Here is a 21,228-nt window from a genome sequence, read left to right as displayed (position 1 = left end):
TAGATAAACCACCCGCAACATGAATCTGCTCAAGGCTCTGGCTGCTGTCAGCAGCATGACCATGGTGTCCCGCATCCTGGGTCTGGTCCGCGATACCATCATCGCCCGCGTTTTCGGGGCCGGCATGGCCGCCGACGCCTTCAACGCCGCCTTCAAGATTCCCAATATGCTGCGCCGCCTGTTCGCCGAAGGCGCGTTTTCGCAGGCTTTCGTGCCCATTCTCGGCGAATACAAGAACCAGCGCAGCGAAGAGGAAACCCGGGAATTCATCGCCAAAATCACCGGCGTGCTGGGCTCGGTGCTGCTGCTGGTCACCGCCGTGGGCATGCTGGCCGCGCCGCTGATCATGTGGATATCCGCGCCCGGCTTTTACCGCGAGCCAGCCAAGGCCGCCTTGTTCGCCGACATCCTGCGCGTGTCCTTTCCTTATATCTTCTTCATTTCGCTGTCCTCCATGACCGGCAGCGTGCTCAACAGCTGGGGCAAGTTCTCGATTCCGGCTTTCACGCCCACCTTCCTCAACCTGAGCTTCATCGTGTTCGCGCTGTTCTTCAGCAGCCGCTTCGACCCGCCCATCATGGCGCTGGCCTGGGCGGTCTTCGTCGGCGGCCTGGTGCAACTGGTGTGGCAGCTGCCCTTCCTGAAGCAGATAGGCATGCTGGCGCGCCCGGTGTTCGCCTTCCGCGACCCGGCGGTCTGGCGCGTGATCCGGCAAATGGGGCCGGCCATCTTCGGCGTGTCGGTGGCGCAGATCTCGCTGCTGATCAACTCCACTTTCGCCTCCTTCCTGCCCACCGGCAGCGTGTCCTGGATGTATTACGCCGACCGGCTGATGGAGTTCCCGTCCGGCGTGCTGGGCGTGGCGCTGGGCACCATCCTGCTGCCCTCGCTGTCCAAACACGCCGCCACCCGCTCCGACGGGGAGTTCAGCGTGCTCTTGGACTGGGGCATCCGCCTGTCCCTGCTGCTGGCGGTGCCGGCCACGGTGGGCCTGGGCCTGCTGTCCGGCCCGCTGCTGGCCACCCTGTTCACCTACGGCAAATTCACCGCCCACGACGCGCTGATGTCGCAGCAGGCGGTGATCGCCTACTCCTTCGGCCTGCTCGGTCTGATCCTGGTCAAGGTGCTGGCGCCCGGCTTCTACGCGCGCCAGGACATCAAGACCCCGGTGCGCATCGCGCTGATCACCCTGTGCCTGACCCAGCTGATGAACCTGGCCTTCGTGTTTCCGCTCAAGCACGCCGGCCTGGCGCTGTCCATCGGCCTCGCCTCCTGCCTCAACGCCGGCCTGCTGCTGCGCGCGCTGCTCAAGCGCGGCATCTACCAGCCCTCGGCCGGCTGGGGCGGCTTCCTCAGCAAGATGGCCGTGGCCATCGCGGCCATGGCCGCCGCGCTGCTGGCGCTGCAATGGCTGCTGCCCGTCCACTGGCACGGCCCGGCCTGGCAACGCGTGGCCTGGCTGAGCCTGCTGGTGTCGGCCGGCGCGGCCGTCTATTTCGCCGCGCTGTTCGCGCTCGGCTTCCGCCCGCGCGACTTCATGCGCCGCGAGCGCTGAGATGCCGGCCGGCCCGCGCGCTCCTCTCCTGACGCCGGCCGACCGTCAGACCGCCGGCGTGCTGCTGGTCAGCTGCCTGTGCCTGACCTTGCTGTACTACCCCGCCAACCGTTACTGGATGATGGACTGGCTGCTGCAATGGTGGCCGGCGCTGGGCTTGTCTTTCCGCCAGCAGGTGGTGCACAACCCGGACACCGATCTCTACCGCGCCGCCTACTGGGCGCTGGCCAGCATCGCCAGCTACTGCCTGCTGCCGCTGCTGGCCATCCGGCTGCTGGATCGCCGCCCGCTGGCCGACTTCGGCCTGGCCTGGCCGGACCGCGCCACGCTGAAGACGGACCTGAAGCTGTTCCCGCTGTTCTACGCCCTGATGCTGCCCTTGGTATGGTGGGCGTCCGGCCAGCCGGGCTTTTTGAAGATCTACCCCTTCTTCCGGCTCAGCCCCGGCGAGAGCTTATGGCCGCACTGGCTGCTGTGGGAGCTCTTGTATTTCGCCCAGTTCGCCGCGCTGGAGTTCTTCTTCCGCGGCTATATGGTGCACGGCCTCAAACCGCGGCTGGGCGTCAGCGCCGTCTTCGTGATGGTGCTGCCCTACTGCATGATCCATTTTGAGAAACCGCTGCTGGAGAGCCTGGCCGCCATCGTCGCCGGCGTCGCGCTGGGCGCGCTCAGCTACCGCTACCGTTCCATCTGGCTGGGCATCGCGCTGCATTGCAGCGTGGCGCTGACCATGGATTTGATGGCGCTGTGGCGCAAGGGCCTGCTTTAAAAAGCGGCTCACGATCTGCCGCCTCTTTGAAAATCGATATAATTCAAGCCATGAACACTCAAGCCATGTCCCCAGAGCAATCCCCTCTGGGCAAAACCGTCAGCTACCAGGATCATTACGATCCCCATCTGCTGTTTCCGATCCCGCGCCAGGCCAAGCGCGACGAAATCGGCGTGGACGCCGCCGCGCTGCCCTTTGCCGGCGTGGACATCTGGACCGGTTTCGAACTGTCCTGGCTCAACGCCCGCGGCAAGCCTCAGGTGGGCATCGCCGCCTTCCGCATCCCGGCCGACAGCCCGAACCTGATCGAATCCAAATCCTTCAAGCTCTATCTGAACAGCTATAACCAGACCCGGATGGCCGGCCTGGACGCGCTGCGCCGCCAGCTGGCCGCGGACCTGTCCGCCGCCGCCGGCAAGCCGATAGGCGTCGACATCATGCTGCCGCAGCAGTTCGGCGGCGAAACCGTGGCCGAACTGGCCGGCGACTGCATCGACGATCTGGACATCGAAGTGGACAACTACGCGCCCTGCCCGCAGATCCTGCGCGCCGACGCCGGCGACGTTGTCAGCGAGACCCTGTGCAGCCATCTGCTGAAATCCAACTGCCTGGTCACCGGTCAGCCGGACTGGGGCAGCGTGCAGATCCGCTACACCGGACCGCGGCTGGACCGCGAGGCGCTGCTGCGCTACCTGATAGGCTTCCGCCAGCACAATGAATTCCACGAGCAATGCGTGGAGCGCATCTTCACCGATCTGCTCCGCGCCTGCGCGCCGAGCCGCCTCACCGTCTACGCGCGCTACACCCGCCGCGGCGGACTGGACATCAACCCCTTCCGCAGCAATTGCGGCGAGATGCCGGTGGGCAACACCCGTACCGCGCGGCAATAAGATCCTTACTAAGCGGGAAAGCGAACAGGCCGGCGAATGCCGGCCTGTTTATTAATGACAACGATGTGATGCGAGCCACCCATTCACAGACAAAATTCATTTAGACCAGTCAATTGTATATAGAAAATAAAACATACTTCCGGCTTAGTAGGAGCGGGCCTATGTTTCATTAAATAAAAAGGCGCATATCCACGCTCCCTCTCTATTTCAAATGCAGTTCTAAACATGCGCACATAGGACTCATTGCCTTTCGAAAGTGCAAGCCAAACCGATCTTGCTGCTGAAAAGCACCACAGAGCCTAATCCGCTTATCAATTGACCGGTTAATGGCTTGCGAGGCGAGGAAAATTTTATTGGCAACTATCAAGCATTGATTCTCATCACAAGTAGCAGCCCCATAGGCTTCTCATTCAAAACCAGCTTCTAATTAATCTTCACAACCAGCTCTAAACTTATCAAAAACATGCCTTCCATATTATCCATTTTCACATCATTAGAAGCCACCTTTCCTTGATAGAAACCATTAATTATATCAACAGATCGATTTGCTATAACATAGCTTGAACCCATCATCACACCAACCGTACATTTAATTAATTGCATTGCTTTTACTCCCTTGCTTTCCTGCAGCCAATACTAGTATTTTCAATTATTTTATTTCATCTAAAAAATAGAAATCCACCTCAGGCTTTGCAGATAATGAAGCACGCTTGATAAGATAAAAGGTAGCATAAGCAGCTCCCTTTCCTGTTTCAAAAGCTGGCGTCAGCACACAAATATAAGATTGCCCCGGTTTTGTGATATCAAAAAAGATAGTACCAGCATTTGAAAAACCGTCACCAGGCTTAACTCTACTATCATTAGAGTGATTAACTGCTTGCGCTGCCAAAAATTTTTCACCACCAACGATTAGATATGACTGATCATTACAAGTCATAAAACCATAGCCATATTTTTTCCCATCAACAAAAATATCTAGCCGATCCTCACAACTTGAATCTGGCTTATCTGAAAATGCCCCATGCAACTTGGTCACTTTGATATTGCTAGAAGTTGGACCCCAGTTATAACAACTTTTTACAACGTCATCAGGCGGGGCTGCCAACACATAGTTAAAACACACCAACAACACACTAGCCATATATTTTCTTACTTGCATTGCTTCGCCCTTTCTGCCTTTAAGTATTGCTCATTAACTTTCCAAAAAACAATATCCCCATAAGCAGCAGTTGAATCATACATATAGTCATATGTATCAAATGTTCCTTGCTCCTTTCGTGCAGGGGGAGGTATAATCCCAAGAATATTGTGCTCAGGCGAAACAAAGCGGAACCCAACTTTATACCTATAATGCCTTTCACCTTTTATTTTGAGATCTTTAGACACTCCATCCCAAAAACACCCTCCATTACTGTAATCCACTCCATAGGCTAACGCATTTCTCGCCGCCTCATATGCCTGTGTGTATTTTTTAGCATCACTAGCGCACATCAACTCCTTGTAACGCACATTGCCATCGGTAAGCACATAGGCATACCGAGGGTACTTTTCATGAATTTTTGAAGCGACCCAACCTGTTGCCAGGTATCGCATGTCCTAATCATTACCAGCGCTAAAGCTTGAGGTGTAAAAAAACAGGCCGGTAAGTACAGGCCTGTTTACTAATAAAAGTGGGCTAGCGCGATCAGCCCTGCTCATTAAGACAAATATTATTTATCCCAATCGATTTTATCTATAAAATAAAAGTCAACTTCAGGGGTTATACTAGACTGGCCATGCTTGATCAAATAGAAAGTTAGATAATTATTCCATTTTCCACTATCAAAAATGGGGGAAATGATACAAAGGTAAGATTCACTTCCCTTTTTGACATTCAGCAAAGTTGTTGAGCTACCCGAAAAAGTATTGCCCGGGACAATATTTTTATCAATTGAATGATTAATTGCCTGAGAAGCTAGGAAGAATTTATTAGACACAATCAAATATTGCTGACTATTACAAGTACTATACCCATATATTTTCCCATCAACTTTAGCCTCCAGTTGATTTTCACAGCCGGCAGCAGCCTTCTTCGCAAACCCACTTACCACATCTTCAACTTGCACCCCTTGTGATACCACCTTCATTTTGCGACAGCTTTCCAAAATATCCGCTGATGGCGACGCCAAAGAGCTCACCGCATAAACCCCCCACACCCCTGCAAAAAATCTAATCAATTGCATTGCTTTGCTCCTCTTGCCGTCATATAACGATCATTAATTTTCCAAAAAATGGTTTCGCCATATGCGGAGGTTGACTCATAAACATAATCATAAAATCCAAATTCTGCTCTCTTATTTTTAGCAGGAGGTTCAGCGATATCAAAAACATTATGAGAAGGAGATGTAAATTTAAAACCTTCTATATATCGATAAGCACTCGTTCCTTTCACTTTCAGATCTCGACCATCCCAAAAACATCCTCCATTGCTGTAATCCACTCCATAGGCCAGAGCATTCCTCGCCGCCTCATATGCCTGCGTGTATTTTTTAGCATCACTAGCGCACATCAACTCCTTGTAACGCACATTGCCATCGGTAACCGCATAAGCATATTGTGGGTACTTCTTCAGGAACTTTTGCAGCGACCCTCCTTGTTGCCAGGCATCGCGTTTCCTGACCATCGCCGAAGCAATGCCGTACATCTCCTCCTTCACTTGCTGCACCGAGCTTTCACCGTACACGATGGCGGCCAGCAGCTTTTCTTGGGTAACGGCATTGATATCGGGCTTGCAAGGTGGCGGGCAGGGTTTGCCGGGAGCGGCCTTGGCCCATGGGGCCAGCATTGCGGTTTCCACGCATTGCTCTGGGTCCGGCCTGCTGCAGCTGCGCCCATCCTCTGACAAGGTCCAGGAAGCATCCGGGCAGGCCGGCAATACGCAGCTATGGCTGCTAGCCCAATATCCCGCACCAGGCGGGCACTCCGCCGAAGTCATCAGCGACAAGGCCATATAGTCAGGCAGATTGGGTTGCCGGCAGCGGTCCGGTGGTAGAAAGGTAGTATTGAAGTTGGCGCAAGCGCCTTGTTGAGTATCGGATCGCTTATCCCAGTTGATCCCAGGAGGGTAGACCACGTATACGGTTTTCGCCGGCGTCACCAGCGGCAGCATTTCAGCTTTCACAGCTAAAAATGGCATCCCTGACAACACCAGCGCACAGCTGACACGGTGCAGCATTCCTCACCTCGCATCGCAAGTTATGAGCGCATCCCCGGGGCAGAGTGTTTTACCAAATTTATTAATTTGTTAAATTACAATAAAAGAAATGCTCTGCCGACTGTCACAAAGGGCAGATCACCAAGTTCCAAGGAGACAAAAAGGCCTGCCAGGCATGGCAGGCCTTTGAAGAAGCAGCCTACTGTCGGAGCGGCCACTAGAGGTAAACAGCGCACTGGCAACCATACATCAGTATGGGAAAGGTGCTATCTCCGTTGGTCGCTAGGGATAGAACCAGTAAAGGCTATACCCCATCGCATGCACCTTGCCGGCGTCCAGCCGCATGGTGACCTTGACCTCGCTATTGGAATTGAAGTGGCCGAGCTTGAAATCGTCCGGCTTCAAATACTCCTTGGGCGCGAACACCTTGCGGATCAGCACCTGATCGTCCGAATCCTTCAGCGTCACTTCCAGCATCGGATAGGCCTGGGAGTAAGTGGCGTGGTTCTTCAGCGTGGCGGACAGCTGGATCAGATTGGGGAAATCCGGGACGAAGGCCAGTTCCGACCACTCCGTGCGCACGCGGGCGATATCGGTGGGCCAGGGCACGGCGCAGCCTACGGCGCCGCAGAGGTTTTCCAGCGTCGGGCGCAATTCCGGCACTTCCGCGGCGATGCGGGTGCGGTTGAAATACACCAATTGACCGGCCAACACCAGCACGCCTATCGCCGAGGCGACGACGGCCAGGAAGGTCAGCGCCGGATGGCGTCTTCGCGGCGATTCGTCCGGCTCGTCTTCGCCATGGCTGGACGGCGGCTCGACGCGCGCCTCCGGCGCCGGCTTGGCAGGCGGCTCTTCGAACTTGGGTTCCGGAACCGCTACCGGCGCAGGCTCCGCCACCGACTCCGGCGCGGGGCGGCGGCGGTTGCCGAACACCTCCGGCGCGGGTTCCGCCACGGCAGACGGCTCGGCGTCAAAGGGGTTGCCCAGCGGCGCGCTGACATGGCGATTCTGCATCGCCTCCGCCAACGCGCGCTGGAACTCCTCGACATCGGCGCGCGCGGCCGGGGCTTCCTCCGCCTCCGCCATCGGCGGCGGCATCAGCAGTTCGTCCGGCGGCGCTTCCGTCGCGCTGGAGCCCGGATCGAAATCCGGCACTTCCAGCTCGAAATCGTCCAGCGCCTCGCTCTGCCGAACCTGAGTCTGGACGGGCGGCGGCGCCGCGGCGCGCGGAGGTTCCGCCGGCGGCGCTTCCGCCGCGACGAAATGCTCGGTGGCGTTGAACACATGCGAACAGCGCCCGCAGCGCACCAAGCCATTGGCGGCCGCTAACTGGGCATCATTGACCTTGAAGCGTGTCTGGCAATTGGGGCACTGTGTCGTATATGTCATACCGTGGGGCGTCGGGTTCCTGTCAGTCTGGTCCATCCTTCGTCGAACACCGGAGCGTCCATCTGGAACCACTGTTCATAGATGGCCGACAGTTCTTCGGCTTGTTCGGCGAGAATGCCTGAAAGCACGATTCTACCACCGGTTTTGACGTGGCTCGCCAGCAACTGGCCCAACATGCGCAGCGGATTGGCCAGAATATTGGCCAGTACCACGTCGTAGACCGCTTCCGGGTTCTGGTCAGGCAGACAGAAGTCCGCCTTGACCTGGTTCTGTTCCGCGTTGTCCTGGCTGGCCCGCACCGCCTGCGCGTCGATGTCCACGCCCAAGGCGGAGGCCGCGCCCAGCTTGAGCGCGGCGATGGCGAGAATGCCGGAACCGCAGCCGTAGTCCAGCACGCTTTCGCCGCCTTGCAGCTGGGCGTCCAGCCATTGCAGGCACAAGCGCGTGGTCGGATGGCTGCCGGTGCCGAAGGCCAGGCCCGGATCCAGTTGCAGATTGACCGCGTTCGGCGCCGGCGGCTCGTGCCAGGTCGGCGTGATCCACAGGCGGTCGGAAATCCGGATCGGGTCGAACTGCGACTGGGTCAGACGCACCCAGTCCTGCTCCTCCACCCGCTCCACATTGTAGCTGGGCAGGGCCAGACCGCAGGCGTTGGCGGCGGCGGCGATCAGCAGGGCCACGTCGGCCGCTTCATCAAACAGCGTGATGATGCGGCTGCGACTCCACAGCTTGTCCACCGGCTCGCCGGGTTCGCCGAAAATCGGCTCTTCGCGCTCGGTGCCGGCAAAAGCGTCTTCGATCGCGGTGGACAGCGCGCCGGCGTCCATCAGCGCGTCGGCCAGACGCTCGGCGACGGTTGACTCGGCGTCAATGGTGGCTTGCAGCCAGGCCATCACGCGCCCCCTTTTTTCTGCTGCGACAAACGCTGCTCCAGATAGTGAATGCACGTGCCGCCGCGCTGGAAGGCCGCGTCCATGAACAGTTCCTGATGCAGCGGGATATTGGTCTTGATGCCGGAAATGGAGATTTCCGACAGCGCCACCCGCATCCGCGCCATCGCCTGCTCGCGGGTATCGCCAAAGGCGATCAGCTTGCCCACCATGGAATCGTAATGCGAAGGCACGGTGTAGCCCTGGTAAATATGCGAATCGATGCGGATGCCCGGGCCGCCGGCCGGGTGATAGCTTTCGATCTTGCCCGGGGACGGCACGAAGGTGAACGGGTCCTCGGCGTTGATCCGGCACTCCATCGCATGGCCGCGCAACACCACGTCCTTCTGTTTGTAGCGCAGTTTCTCGCCGGCGGCGATGCGGATCTGTTCCTGCACGATGTCGATGCCGGTGATCATCTCGGTCACCGGGTGCTCAACCTGCACGCGGGTGTTCATCTCGATGAAGTAGAACTCGCCGCGCTCGAACAGGAATTCAAAAGTGCCGGCGCCGCGGTAGCCGATGCGGCGGCAGGCTTCGGCGCAGGCTTCGCCAATCTTCTGACGCTGCTTGTCGGTGATGCCCGGCGCAGGCGCTTCCTCGATGATCTTCTGGTGGCGGCGCTGCATGGAGCAGTCGCGCTCGCCCAGATAGATGGCGTTGCCGTATTCGTCGGCCAGGATCTGGATTTCGATGTGGCGCGGCTCTTCCAGGAATTTTTCCATGTAGACGGTGGGATTGCCGAAAGCCGCGCCGGCTTCGGTGCGGGTCATCTGCACCGAATTGATCAGCGCGCCCTCGGTATGCACCACGCGCATGCCGCGACCGCCGCCGCCGCCGGCGGCCTTGATGATCACCGGGAAACCGATCTTCTTGGCGATCTTGACGATCTCGGCCGGATCGTCCGGCAAAGCGCCTTCGGAGCCCGGCACGCAGGGCACGCCGGCCTCTATCATCGCGTTCTTGGCCGACACCTTGTCGCCCATCTGACGGATGGTGTCCGGACGCGGACCGATGAACACGAAGCCGGACTGCTCGACGCGCTCGGCGAAGTCGGCGTTCTCCGACAGGAAGCCGTAACCCGGGTGGATGGCCTGGGAATCGGTCACCTCGGCGGCGGCGATCAGGGCCGGCACGTTCAGATAGCTCTTGCCGCTGGGCGCCGGGCCGATGCAGACCGATTCGTCGGCCAGCTTCACGTACTTGGCTTCGCGATCGGCCTCGGAATGCACCACCACGGTCTTGATGCCCATCTCGCGGCAGGCGCGCTGGATGCGCAGGGCGATTTCACCCCGGTTGGCAATCAGAATTTTTTCAAACATGGAATTCTCCGCTGGCGGATTCCGCGGCCGGCGTCGTCGCCGGCGGGGGCCGCCAATGCTGTCGTGGCAAACGACAAGGGCACAGACGCTGCGCCGTGCCCCCTTGCCGTCTGCCTGTCGTCTGGCTTACTCGATGATGAACAACGGCTCGCCGAATTCCACCGGCTGGCCGTCTTCGACCAGAACGGCCTTGACCACGCCGGAGCGGTCGGCTTCGATCTCGTTCATCAGCTTCATCGCTTCGATGATGCACAGGGTGTCGCCGGCGTTGACGCTCTGCCCCACTTCGATGAAGCTCTTGGCGCCCGGGCTCGGTGAGCGATAGAAGGTGCCCACCATCGGCGACTTCATCGCGTTCTTGTCGTTGTTGGCCGGCGCGGCGGCTTCGGCTGCCGGAGCGGCCACGGCGGCGGCTTGGGCGTTGGGCACTTGCAGCGCGGTCATCGGCTGAGCGTAGGCCATCTGCGGCGCGGCGGATACGCGGGTAATGCGGACTTTTTCTTCCCCCTCGGTCACTTCGAGTTCGGCGATGCCGGATTCCTCGACGAGATCGATCAGCTTCTTGAGTTTACGGAGATCCATTGATAATCCTTCGAGTGGGATATTCGGTAGAGTGAGTTAGGCCTGCGCGGCAAGATGCCGGATGGCGTGCGCAAGCGCCAGTTCATAGCCGTGGGCGCCGAGTCCGCAGATCACGCCGACCGCGAGGTCGGAGAAATAGGAATGCTTGCGGAACGGTTCGCGGGCATGAACGTTGGAAAGGTGGACTTCGATAAACGGCACTTGCACCGCCGCCAGCGCGTCGCGCAAGGCGACGCTGGTATGGGTGAAAGCGGCCGGATTGACCAGAATGAAGGCAGTACCGTCATGCAGGCACTGCTGCACGCGATCAATCAACACATGTTCCGCATTGCTCTGCAATGCCGACAATTCAAACCCCGCGGCGCTAGCCTGCTGTTCCAGCCGCTGGTTGATATCGTCAAGCGTTTCCCGGCCGTAGTGCTGCGGCTCCCGCTGTCCCAGCAGATTGAGGTTGGGGCCGTGCAACACGAGGATTTTTCCGGTCAAAGCCTGCTCCTGTTTATCATCTTGGGCGCGAGTTTGCCGCAATTCGCTGCAAGATGTCTAGCTTTTGCATCATTTCAAACAGTTGTTTGGATGGCGAACACGGCGGATCTTCGAGTCAAAGCACTAGTATCCACGGGCGTTTTTCCGCCTGGCAAGTTTTTACCGCCTGGCCGAAAATCGATGTTGATTCAGCGCAAATCCCGCCACTTCGCTCACTAAGCTGATGCCGGCCGGCGGCGGCGCGGGTATAATTTGCCGATTCTGAATCTTTTACGCCTTATGCAGCTTTCCGACTTCGACTACCACCTGCCCGAGCGCCTGATCGCCCAGCACCCTCCGGCAGAGCGCGGCGCCAGCCGCCTGCTGCGCGTGGCCGGCCATGACCGCGCCAATCTGCGCTTCACCGACTTCATCGATCAGGTCAGCCCCGGCGACGTGATGGTGTTCAACGACACCCGCGTGATCAAGGCCCGGCTGTTCGGCGAAAAAGCCAGCGGCGGCAAGATCGAGGCGCTGATAGAACGCGTGCTGGACGCGCATACCGCGCTGGCCCACGTCCGCGCGTCCAAATCGCCCAAACCCGGCACCCGGCTGATCTTCGCCGATCGCTGGGAGGCGGAAATGGTAGAGCGCCACGGCGAACTGTTCAAGCTGCGCTTCCTGGCCGAGGACAATCTCTTCGACATCCTGGAAGCTTCCGGCAAGCTGCCGCTGCCGCCTTATATAGAACGCGGCGCCGGCCACGAGGATGACGAGCGCTACCAAACCGTCTACGCCCGCGAGCGCGGCGCGGTGGCCGCGCCCACCGCCGGCCTGCACTTCACCGAAGACATGCTGGAACAGCTGCGCGCCAAGGGCGTGCAACTGGCCTACGTCACCCTGCACGTCGGCGCCGGCACCTTCCAGCCGGTGCGGGTGGACAATATCGCCGAGCACAAGATGCACAGCGAAATCTACGAAGTGCCGGAAATCACTCGCGCGCTGATCGCAGAAGCCCACGCCGCCGGCCGCAAAGTGCTGTCGGTGGGCACCACCAGCATGCGCGCGCTGGAATCCGCCGCGCGCGGCGGCGAACTGGCCGCCGGCTGCGGCGAAACCGACATCTTCATCACCCCGGGCTACCGCTTCCGGGTGGTGGACCGCCTGCTGACCAATTTCCACCTGCCCAAGTCCACGCTGCTGATGTTGGTGTCCGCCTTCGCCGGCTACGAGGAAATCCGCGCCGCCTACCAGCACGCGGTGGAGCAGGAATACCGTTTCTTCAGCTACGGCGACGCCATGCTGCTGGAACGCAAAGACTGATGCGCGGCTTAATCGGCCGCCTTTGAGGATCAGACCATGTCCGGACTCTCTCCCGACGCGCCCGCGCCGCAGGAAATCCAGCTGCACGCGGTGTCGCGCGTGCTGGAAATCAGCTTCGACGACGGCGCCCGCTTCGAGCTGCCCTGCGAATACCTGCGCGTCTACTCGCCCTCGGCGGAAGTGCGCGGCCACGGCGCCGGCCAGGAAGTGCTGCAAGCGGGCAAGCGCCATGTCGCCGTCACCGCGCTGGAGCCGGTGGGCCATTACGCGCTGAAGATCACCTTCGACGACGGCCACGACAGCGGACTGTACAGCTGGAGCTATCTATACGAGCTGGGCGCCAAGCGCGACCAGTACTGGCAGGATTATCTCAATCGCCTCGCCGCCGCAGGCGCGAGCAGGGAGTGACCATGGACAAGACGACCCACTTCGGCTTCAAGACCGTTGCCGAAAGCGAAAAAGCCGCCAAGGTGGCCGATGTGTTCCACTCGGTGGCCAAGAAATACGATGTGATGAACGACCTGATGTCCGGCGGGCTGCACCGGGTGTGGAAACACTTCACCCTGACCACTTCTGGCGTCAAGGCCGGCGACAAGGTGCTGGACATCGCCGGCGGCACCGGCGACCTGTCGCGCGGCTGGGCCAAGCGCGTGGGCAAGAGCGGCGAAGTATGGCTGACCGACATCAACAGCTCCATGCTGACCGTGGGCCGCGACCGGCTGCTGGACGACGGCCTGGTGCTGCCGGTGTCCTTGGCCGACGCCGAGAAGCTGCCCTTCCCCGACAATTACTTCGACGCGGTGTCGGTGGCTTTCGGCCTGCGCAATATGACCCACAAGGACGCGGCGCTGAAGGAAATGTGCCGGGTGCTGAAGCCGGGCGGCAAGCTGATGGTGCTGGAGTTCTCCAAAGTCTGGAAACCGCTGTCGCCGTTCTACGACTTCTACTCCTTCAAAGCGCTGCCGGTGATGGGCAAGCTGGTAGCTAACGACCCCGACAGCTACCAGTACCTGGCCGAATCCATCCGCATGCATCCCGATCAGGAAACGCTGAAGCAGATGATGCTGGACGCCGGCTTCGGCAAGGTGGATTACCACAATATGAGCGGCGGCGTGGTGGCCCTGCACAAGGGCTACAAGTTCTAAGACCCTGCTCAAAGTCCGCTGCGTGTCAGCGATACGGCGTTGAAACCAAGCTCAAAATGCTCATGTGCCACGCGTACATTCCGCTTTTTCACTCGTTTTCGCCTTGTCTCGCTCTGGCTCGCAAGACTTTGAACAGCTTCTAAGAGCCTGATTACGATCCGCGGCGCTCCGGCAATGCGGCCTTAGACCCTTTCACCTTCCAATCACGGCGGAGACAGCGCATGGGCATCCAGATCGCGGCATTCAACCACCTGTTGAACCAACACCCGGCGGTGCGGGCGGAACTGGCCGCGCACGCCGGCCGGCGCGTCGCCGTGGCGCTGCCGCCCTTCCACGTGGCCGGCGTGTTCACCGACGACGGCTGGCTGGCCGCCTGCGAGGGCGAGCCGGAAGCCACGGTGCGGCTCAAACACGCCGTCGCGCTGGCGGCGGCGGCCGGGCGCGACCCGGCGCTGAGCGACATCCAGCTGGAAGGCGACGCCGAACTGGCCGCCGCCGTCGGCCGCCTGCTGGGCCGCCTGCAATGGAACGCCGCCGAGGATCTGTCCCGGCTGGTGGGCGACGCCGCCGCCCAGCGCGCGGAAACCCTGGCCCGCGGCCTGCTCGGCTTCAAGGGCCAGGTGGCCTGGCGGCTGGCCGCCAACTGGGTGGAGCATCTGCGCGAGGAAACGCCGGTGCTGGCCGGCCGCCGCCAGGTGCAAGGCTTCGTCGCCGCGGTGGACACCTTGCGCGACGACGCCGGCCGCCTGGAAAAACGCCTGGCGCGGCTGCAGGCCGCGCTGCAACAAGAACAGACAAAGGCCTGACGGCACATGCGGACTTCGCGCTTCATCAAGATCGTTTCCACCTTCTACCGCTTCGGCCTGGACGACTTCCTGGAAGGCCATTCCAAGCTCGGCTTCGTCCACAAGCTGTTCGGCCTGCTGCCGCTGCGTCGCGACACCAGCGCGCCGCTGCCGCAGCGGGTACGGCTGGCGCTGGAAAGCCTGGGACCCATCTTCGTCAAATTCGGCCAGGTGCTGTCCACCCGCCGCGATCTGCTGCCGCCGGACTACGCGGACGAACTGGCCCGGCTGCAAGACCGGGTGCCGCCCTACGACGGCCTGCAGGCGCGCGAGATGATAGAACGCAGCCTGGGCCGCAAGGTGGACGAACTCTACGTCGATTTCGACAACACCCCGGTGGCCAGCGCCTCCGTAGCCCAGGTGCACAAGGCCTGGCTGCGCCAGCCCGACGGCGGCCGCGGCCGCGAAGTGGCGGTCAAGGTGCTGCGCCCCGGCATCCAGCCGGTGATCGAGCAAGACCTGGCGCTGATGGGCACGCTGGCCGGCTGGGTGGAAAAACTGTTCACCGACGGCAAGCGGCTGAAGCCGCGCGAAGTGGTGGCCGAGTTCGACAAATACCTGCACGACGAACTGGACATGATGCACGAGGCCGCCAACGCCTCACAGCTGCGCCGCAACTTCAAGAACTCGGACATGCTGATCGTGCCCGAGGTGTTCTACGACTACACCAGCCGCGACGTGCTGACGCTGGAATGGATGCACGGCATCCCGGTGGGCCAGGTGGACCGGCTGCGCGAAGCCGGCGTGGACCTGTCCAAGCTCAGCCGCTTCGGCGTGGAAATCTTCTTCACCCAGGTGTTCCGCCACGGCTTCTTCCACGCCGACATGCACCCGGGCAATATCTTCGTCGCCGCCGACGGCCGCTACATCGCGCTGGACTTCGGCATCGTCGGCACCCTGACCGACACCGACAAGCACTATCTGGCGGTCAACTTCCTCGCCTTCTTCAACCGCGACTACCACCGCGTGGCCACCGCCCACATCGAATCAGGCTGGGTGCCGAAAGACACCCGCGCCGAGGAGCTGGAAGCGGCGGTGCGCACCGTGTGCGAACCCATCTTCGAGAAGCCGCTGTCGGAAATCTCCTTCGGCATGGTGCTGCTGCGCCTGTTCGAAACCAGCCGCCGCTTCAATGTGGAAATCCAGCCGCAACTGGTGCTGCTGCAAAAGACCCTGCTCAATATCGAAGGCCTGGGCCGCCAACTGGATCCCAATCTGGATCTGTGGGACACCGCCAAGCCCTTCCTGACCAAGTGGATGAACGAACAGATAGGCTGGCGCGGCCTGCTGCGCACGCTGAAGCACGAAGCGCCGCAATGGGCCACCACCCTGCCCACGCTGCCGCGCAAGCTGAATGACGCGCTGTCCTCCGCCAACAGCGAGCTGCTGATCAGCGGCTACATCCAGCTGATGCGGGAACAGAAGCGCCAGAACTGGCTGTTGGCGCTGATCGCCGTTCTGCTGGCGGCCTTGCTGCTGAAAAACTGGCTCTGAGGCCCTCGTAAAGCATGATTTCATTCATGCCCTGCTTCATCAGGCCCTCAAGCAGGCATGGCGGGATCAAGGTTTCCAAGCTTCAGCCGCCCGCCATCCTGCAAACAGGAGCGCCCGTTTCAATGCCGGCGCTCCGTGCGTCTGCAAGCCCCCTTGCCAAGCCAAGCGGGGCTTTTATCTTTATTGGGTGCCTGACGTGATGGACCGCTCTTCCACTCTTCACAGGGAAAACTCGAAACGCCGGTTTGAGGGCGACAACATGTCTTCCTCGGCAATCGCCACACCCATTTCACCCATCCGGATGCCAATCCGATCACGCAAGGCCTGCAAATCTTCCCATGCCTGCGGGTGAAGCGCCTCGGCCACCATCAGCACGGTGTCCGTGGTCGGCGAAATCACCGACTGAGCGCCTTGCCGGAAAACCCAGCGGCGGGAATGCGCCTGATGATCCTCATCGGCAAAAATGATTTCACCCACGGCCGGCCGCTCAATCTCGCCGGAAAATGCCTGATACGCCTCCAGACCGTTCGCCGGTCTGACCACCACGCCTCCTCTAAGGCATGCGCAATCGAATGCCGCAATCGGAATGGCCGCATGCATGGACTCCGCGTTAAGCGCGTCGATCAGCGGCAAGACATGAGGTAGGCATCCCTCCTTCCGGAAACGACGCAGCAGCGCCTCTGCCGCGCAGCGATACTGCGTGGGCTTCAAGCCCATCTCAGCATAGGTTTGGCGCCATACCTGCAGCGACGGGACCTCGCTCTCGGCCCTCTCCGCCTGCAGAGCGGCAACCTCTGCATAAGTGGAGTCAAGCGCTCCCGCATTCAGTCCGGCGTTTCCAGCCTGTCGCAGAACCAGAACCAGGGCTCTCAGTTCCGGGAATCGCCCCCACACTTCGTCAGAATGATGAAAGTACATCTTTCCTAGCCCCCTCTGTCCTCATGCCTGGGTTGGCCATCACGGGATGAACGAATGCCGCTCACACTTGCGGCACCGGCTTCAAACGCGCCGGAATCGTCAGCACCAGAATGGCGAGCATCACCGCCGCGACGCCGACGGCTTGGCTCATTTCAATTTGCTCGCCCAGAACCAGCGCGGCAAGCAGCACCGCAGTCAAGGGCGCAACGGCGGTGAATGTGGCGGCTTCGCTTCCGCTTACCCGCGCGGCCCCGCCATACCACAACAGAAAACCGCCGACGGTCGGCACCAGCGCATACCAGATCACCGCCGCAATCGCCTCGGAACCCGGCATGGCAAACGGCAGCTCGAGGAAGGCAACGGGCAAGGACACCAACAGACCCAGAACCGTCATCGCCGTGGTCTGCAACAATGGCCGCAAAGGCGCTCGCATGCGCTTGTTGAGCAGAATGAAAGCGCTTTCGCAGACGACGGCCCCCAAAATGCAGGCCATGCCGATGAGAGACAGCGGCCCGGAGCCTTTCCACGCCACTGCCATCACGCCAATGGTGGCGAGCCCTACCGCAATGAGCAGCCGCGCGCTTGGCCGCTCCCCCAAAACCATGACAGAAAAAAGCGCGGAGACCGCGGGGAGCGTTCCAATGATTACGCCCGCATCGGCGGCAGGAAGATAGGACAGGCCGGAAATCAACAAGGTCGTGTAACCGACGCTCCCCGCCCCCGCCTGGAGCAGAAGCAAAAACCCGTCGCTGCGCGTCAGTTTTGGCCACCTCTCCCTCTGCAGGAGAAGCAAGGGAATCAACACAGGCAGTGCGAGAGCAAACCGCAGCGCCGTCGCAAAAAAAGGAGGCATGCTCCCAGCGATGAATTTTGAGGCGATCACGGTAGAACCAACGGTCATCATCGCCAACGTCAACATCAGATATCCGAGAGTGCGGTTTGACAATTCCACCTCCGTTCATGGCTAAGCTCACAAACGGATTTACTTCACGCGCTATTTAAAATCAAGCCTTTAAAAATATCGTCAATAGCTATTGATTTTTGTAGCTTCCAAGAAAGTTCGCTTCGCAAGCATCCATCCATGGCGATGGCGTTCAGCGAATTCCTGGGCAAGTTATGCCATACAGCACTTATTCACATCGATACATTTCAAATAAGGCGGCCAAGATGCTTTTGACTTTCTGAAGGGGAATGCGGGCCCAGGATTTTCGCAAGGGCGGGCACCATGAATCTCTCCCGAGACCCAGGCGTTCATACCGCTTACGCCAACAAGCCGGCTGCCTATGCACAGGCTGAGCAGGAGTTTAATGAACGGACAAAACAAGGCATCTCATGTCCGCCCCGCCTTTGACCACGCTTGCCCGGCGGCGGCATCAAGCCTTTTATAACCATGACATGCAAAGGACGGACAGAGGCGGTGTAATGAAAAAGGGAAACGCCCGCCTCCGCGCATCGCCTTAAGGTTCCGGCGGCGGCCCGGCACGGTTTGAGCTGTGCCCGCATGATTATCCAAGCCCGGGACGGGCATGAATGCAACAGCACATCCATTCACAGCTCGCGCAGCGCCGTGCCCTCCGCCGGCTTGCGCAGCCAGCCTTCCAGCAGCTTATAGCTGTCCAGGTCAAAGGACGGCGCGCCCTCCAGCGGGCCGCCGTCGCCCTGGCGCGAGCCCAGATAGCACCAGCGGTCGAACACATGCTCGGCGCGCTCGCCGGTCACCTCGTCGGTTTCCACCACCGCGATGGCGCCGGCGAACGGCCAGGCCTTCACCTTCAACTTGGCCAAGGCGCCCAGCAGCCGGATATTGTGCACCTCCGCCGGCTCGCGGCCGATGCAGGCGCCGCGGCAGCGGCCCAGCTTCAAAGCCGCGCACGGCGCGCCCTTGCGGCTGGTCACCGCCTCCACGCCCAATACCGACTGGCACAACGCGTTGCCCAGCGCGATTTCCGCCAGGATCTTGCGCGCCTCCCGCGCATGGCGGAACAGGCCGTACAAATCCGCGGTGCGGCTGAAATCCAGCTCGCGCGCGTACACCACCTTGGGGCGGGTGAAGCCGTCCTCCGTCTCCAGCTGGATGGAGCACAACTCCGGGCTCAGCTTGCCGCGGTGGTTATGCTGCGGCTTCAAGGCGTGAATCAAGCGCAGTTCCAGCAAATGCGCGCCGAACTCGCCCAGGGTCTCCTGCCACTCCACCCGGCCGATGGGCTCGCCGATATGCACCTCGCGGCTCTTGCCGCCGCCCTTGACCGCGGCGAAATGCGCCAGCACCCGCGTGCGCAGATTGCCGCCCTTGCCCACGTACAAGGGTTTGCCCTCCTCCCCGTACAGCGCGTACACCCCCGGCACGTCCGGCAGCAGCTCCAGTTGCTCTTGCAGCGCCGCCGGCAGGCCGGCCAGTTCCGGCGGCGCGGCCAATACCGCCGCCATCGCCGCGCCCACGGCCGCTTCGCCCAGTTCCTGGCTGGCGATGCCTAGGAAGCGATGCACCGCTTCCGCGTCCGCCAAGGCCCGGTGCCGCTCCGGCAGGCGAATGTCGTAACGCTCTATCAGGCTGTCCAGGCTGTGCTTGAAAAACTGCGGGTAGAGCCGGCGCGACAGCTTGACCGTGCACAGCGACTGGCTCTGAAAGCGCAGTCCGGCGCGGCGGAATTCGTTTTTCAGGAAGCCGTAATCGAAGCGCGCGTTGTGCGCCAGGAACAGGCGGCCGGACAGCATGGTCAGCAAGCGCTCGGCCAGATCGGCGAAGCTCGGCGCCGCCGCCACCATGGCGTCGGAGATGCCGGTCATGTTCTCGATGAAGGGAGGGATGGGCTGGCCGGGGTTGATCAGAGAGCTGAAGCGCTCCACCCGGTCGCCGTCGATCAGGATGACGCCCACCTCGGTAATGCGGTCGCGGCTGATGTGGCCGCCGGTGGTTTCCAAGTCGACGATGGCGCAAGGCTGGGCAAACAGAGGGTTCAATGTCTGGCTTTCAAGTGCGGCGCGCGGCGGCTTGATTGCACTATAGCCGCCGCCCTGGCCCCGCAGGTTGCAAATCAAGAGCGGCATTTTACTCCAAGAGCCGTGGCCCCATCCGCTTTCCGCCGCATCCGGCCGCGCCTACTTCGCCTTCGCCACCGGGATGTCCTCCCAGCGCGTGGTGTAGGCCGGCGACAACATGTCCTGCTTCATCTTCCACGGCTGCTCCAGCCCTTCCGCCAACAGCTTGACCGTGCCGCGGCCCATGCGATGGTTGATCGCGTCCAGCGCCGCCATCAGGCGCCGCGCCTTTTCCGGATCCGGTCCCTCCGCGAACAAATCCGGCTGCGCCCGTTCCGCGTCCACCAGCTGCCAGGCCATCACCCCGCATTTCTGATAGCCGGCGCCGGGCCGCCACAAACGCTCCACCGCCCGCCCGGCCGCGGCCGCCAGCACCCGGCTGTCCGCGCTGGCCGGCAACAAGGGCACCACCTCGCTGTCGCGCTGCACCGTGCCTTGCTGATACACACCGCGCTGCAAGCTCACCTGCAGAAAGGAAGCCAGCGAGCCCTGGCGCCGCAAGCGCTCCGCCACCTGCGCCGCGTGCATCGCCACCGCCTCGCGCGCCTCTTCCAAACGCGTCACCTTGTGGCCGAAGGAGCGCGTGGACATCAAGGATTGCCGCGGCGGCAGCGCCTCCTCCAGACTCAGGCAGGACAGGCCGTCCAGTTCGTCGGCGATGCGCGCCACGGTGACGCCGAAACGGCGGATCAGCCAATCCCGGTCCGCCGCCGCCAGCGCCGCGGCGTGGCCGATGCGCTCCAGACGCAGCTTGGCCGACAGCTTGCGGCCCACGCCCCAGATCTCCTCCACCGCCACCTCGGCCAGCAGCGTTCGCCGCTCCGCCGCGTCCAGCGCTTGCAGATTCATCACCCCGTCGCGGGACGGGTCCAGCTTGGCCAGGTGGTTGGCCAGCTTGGCCAAGGTCTTGCTGGGGCCGATGCCGACGCATACCGGCAGGCCCAGGCCGCGCGACATGGCGTCGCGCATCCGCTGCGCCAGCCGCTCCGGTTCCGGTTCGCCGCCGATGTCCAGAAAGCATTCGTCTATCGAATACACTTCCTGCGCGCGCGCGAAGCCGGCCAATAGCCGCATCGCGCGGCCGGACAAATCGCCGTACAGCGTGTAATTGGACGAGAACACCGCCACGCCCAGCTGCTCCAGCCGCGCCTTGTGCAGGAAGTAAGGCGCGCCCATCGGCACGCCCAGCGCCTTGGCCTCGGCCGAGCGCGACACGATGCAGCCGTCGTTGTTGGACAACACGACAATGGGCGCGCCGGCCAGGCGCGGGTTGAACACCCGCTCGCAGGAAGCGTAGAAGGAATTGTTCAGGGGCTTGCAAAAGGTTACTAATCTAGTATTTTAAAAACAATAAGTTACGTGGCAGG

At 61.0% G+C, this 21,228-nt stretch carries 22 protein-coding genes; 8 read left to right on the top strand and 14 right to left on the bottom strand.

The annotated features are described in order from the left end of the window. Positions 1–19 precede the first annotated feature (19 nt). The 3 genes from murJ to queF are packed head-to-tail and all read left to right on the top strand — an operon-like array spanning position 20 to position 3,214. A complete protein-coding gene (gene murJ, locus JC616_RS04025; protein WP_227106845.1) occupies positions 20–1,555 on the top strand; it encodes a murein biosynthesis integral membrane protein MurJ in 1,536 nt (511 codons plus the stop codon). Between the two features lies 1 nt (position 1,556). Continuing rightward, positions 1,557–2,324 carry a CPBP family intramembrane glutamic endopeptidase gene (locus JC616_RS04020; protein ID WP_053077365.1) on the top strand — a complete coding sequence of 256 codons (768 nt, stop codon included), beginning with the start codon at positions 1,557–1,559 and terminating at the stop codon, positions 2,322–2,324. Positions 2,325–2,374: 50 nt separating this feature from the next. Beyond that, positions 2,375–3,214 carry an NADPH-dependent 7-cyano-7-deazaguanine reductase QueF gene (queF, locus tag JC616_RS04015; protein ID WP_264372995.1) on the top strand — a complete coding sequence of 280 codons (840 nt, stop codon included), beginning with the start codon at positions 2,375–2,377 and terminating at the stop codon, positions 3,212–3,214. Between the two features lie 423 nt (positions 3,215–3,637). Here the strand turns inward: queF and JC616_RS04010 are convergent, their stop codons facing one another. From JC616_RS04010 to aroQ, 10 genes are all read right to left on the bottom strand, one after another. Next, a complete protein-coding gene (locus JC616_RS04010) occupies positions 3,638–3,817 on the bottom strand; it encodes a hypothetical protein (RefSeq protein WP_227106842.1) in 180 nt (59 codons plus the stop codon). A gap of 46 nt (positions 3,818–3,863) precedes the next feature. After that, positions 3,864–4,373: a hypothetical protein gene (locus JC616_RS04005; protein ID WP_227106840.1), complete on the bottom strand. Its 510-nt coding sequence runs from the start codon at positions 4,371–4,373 to the stop codon at positions 3,864–3,866. Beyond that, positions 4,364–4,807, bottom strand: coding sequence for a hypothetical protein (locus tag JC616_RS04000; protein ID WP_227106838.1), 444 nt, complete (start codon positions 4,805–4,807; stop codon positions 4,364–4,366). The genes JC616_RS04005 and JC616_RS04000 overlap by 10 nt, the downstream gene beginning before the upstream one ends. A gap of 116 nt (positions 4,808–4,923) precedes the next feature. Then, positions 4,924–5,436 (bottom strand): hypothetical protein, encoded by a 513-nt coding sequence (locus JC616_RS03995; RefSeq protein WP_227106837.1) that lies wholly within the window; start codon positions 5,434–5,436, stop codon positions 4,924–4,926. Then, positions 5,427–6,428 carry a hypothetical protein gene (locus JC616_RS03990; RefSeq protein ID WP_227106835.1) on the bottom strand — a complete coding sequence of 334 codons (1,002 nt, stop codon included), beginning with the start codon at positions 6,426–6,428 and terminating at the stop codon, positions 5,427–5,429. Before JC616_RS03990 ends, JC616_RS03995 begins: the two co-directional genes overlap by 10 nt. 261 nt (positions 6,429–6,689) lie before the next feature. Further along, on the bottom strand, positions 6,690–7,799 hold the full coding sequence (locus JC616_RS03985) for a DUF3426 domain-containing protein (protein ID WP_227106833.1): 1,110 nt from the start codon (positions 7,797–7,799) through the stop codon (positions 6,690–6,692). Next, positions 7,796–8,692: a 50S ribosomal protein L11 methyltransferase gene (gene prmA / locus JC616_RS03980; protein ID WP_107798093.1), complete on the bottom strand. Its 897-nt coding sequence runs from the start codon at positions 8,690–8,692 to the stop codon at positions 7,796–7,798. The genes JC616_RS03985 and prmA overlap by 4 nt, the downstream gene beginning before the upstream one ends. Then, positions 8,692–10,050 (bottom strand): acetyl-CoA carboxylase biotin carboxylase subunit, encoded by a 1,359-nt coding sequence (gene accC, locus JC616_RS03975; RefSeq protein ID WP_107798092.1) that lies wholly within the window; start codon positions 10,048–10,050, stop codon positions 8,692–8,694. The genes prmA and accC overlap by 1 nt, the downstream gene beginning before the upstream one ends. Positions 10,051–10,176: 126 nt before the next feature. Further along, a complete protein-coding gene (gene accB / locus JC616_RS03970) occupies positions 10,177–10,632 on the bottom strand; it encodes an acetyl-CoA carboxylase biotin carboxyl carrier protein (RefSeq protein ID WP_107798091.1) in 456 nt (151 codons plus the stop codon). Between the two features lie 36 nt (positions 10,633–10,668). Then, the gene (gene aroQ / locus JC616_RS03965) at positions 10,669–11,118 is read right to left on the bottom strand and encodes a type II 3-dehydroquinate dehydratase (protein ID WP_107801626.1); all 450 of its coding nucleotides are present in this window, start codon (positions 11,116–11,118) and stop codon (positions 10,669–10,671) included. A gap of 279 nt (positions 11,119–11,397) precedes the next feature. Here aroQ and queA point away from each other — a divergent pair, with 279 nt between their 5' ends. The 5 genes from queA to ubiB all read left to right on the top strand — a co-directional run bounded on the left by queA (position 11,398) and on the right by ubiB (position 15,904). Continuing rightward, entirely contained in the window at positions 11,398–12,420 is a 1,023-nt protein-coding gene (gene queA / locus JC616_RS03960; RefSeq protein WP_227106832.1) for a tRNA preQ1(34) S-adenosylmethionine ribosyltransferase-isomerase QueA, read from the top strand. Between the two features lie 36 nt (positions 12,421–12,456). Then, the gene (locus tag JC616_RS03955) at positions 12,457–12,828 is read left to right on the top strand and encodes a gamma-butyrobetaine hydroxylase-like domain-containing protein (RefSeq protein ID WP_227106830.1); all 372 of its coding nucleotides are present in this window, start codon (positions 12,457–12,459) and stop codon (positions 12,826–12,828) included. 2 nt (positions 12,829–12,830) lie between these two features. Beyond that, positions 12,831–13,565: a bifunctional demethylmenaquinone methyltransferase/2-methoxy-6-polyprenyl-1,4-benzoquinol methylase UbiE gene (gene ubiE / locus JC616_RS03950; RefSeq protein WP_048409245.1), complete on the top strand. Its 735-nt coding sequence runs from the start codon at positions 12,831–12,833 to the stop codon at positions 13,563–13,565. A 221-nt stretch (positions 13,566–13,786) separates the two neighbouring features. Beyond that, positions 13,787–14,371 (top strand): ubiquinone biosynthesis accessory factor UbiJ, encoded by a 585-nt coding sequence (locus JC616_RS03945; RefSeq protein ID WP_227106829.1) that lies wholly within the window; start codon positions 13,787–13,789, stop codon positions 14,369–14,371. A gap of 6 nt (positions 14,372–14,377) precedes the next feature. Beyond that, complete coding sequence (gene ubiB / locus JC616_RS03940) at positions 14,378–15,904, top strand: ubiquinone biosynthesis regulatory protein kinase UbiB (RefSeq protein ID WP_227106827.1); 1,527 nt, start codon at positions 14,378–14,380, stop codon at positions 15,902–15,904. A gap of 219 nt (positions 15,905–16,123) precedes the next feature. Here ubiB and JC616_RS03935 read toward each other — a convergent pair whose 3' ends face one another. From JC616_RS03935 to JC616_RS03920, 4 genes are all read right to left on the bottom strand, one after another. Then, positions 16,124–16,822 carry a B3/B4 domain-containing protein gene (locus tag JC616_RS03935; protein ID WP_227106825.1) on the bottom strand — a complete coding sequence of 233 codons (699 nt, stop codon included), beginning with the start codon at positions 16,820–16,822 and terminating at the stop codon, positions 16,124–16,126. Between the two features lie 61 nt (positions 16,823–16,883). After that, on the bottom strand, positions 16,884–17,741 hold the full coding sequence (locus JC616_RS03930) for a DMT family transporter (RefSeq protein ID WP_227106823.1): 858 nt from the start codon (positions 17,739–17,741) through the stop codon (positions 16,884–16,886). A 629-nt stretch (positions 17,742–18,370) separates the two neighbouring features. Further along, complete coding sequence (locus JC616_RS03925; protein ID WP_107798085.1) at positions 18,371–19,870, bottom strand: exonuclease domain-containing protein; 1,500 nt, start codon at positions 19,868–19,870, stop codon at positions 18,371–18,373. Positions 19,871–19,921: 51 nt separating this feature from the next. Further along, a complete protein-coding gene (locus tag JC616_RS03920) occupies positions 19,922–21,172 on the bottom strand; it encodes a Y-family DNA polymerase (RefSeq protein ID WP_227108535.1) in 1,251 nt (416 codons plus the stop codon). Positions 21,173–21,228 lie beyond the last annotated feature (56 nt).

The sequence above is a fragment of the Chromobacterium rhizoryzae genome, assembly GCF_020544465.1.
GTDB lineage: Bacteria > Pseudomonadota > Gammaproteobacteria > Burkholderiales > Chromobacteriaceae > Chromobacterium.
This window is presented reverse-complemented; position numbering and strand designations above follow the sequence as displayed.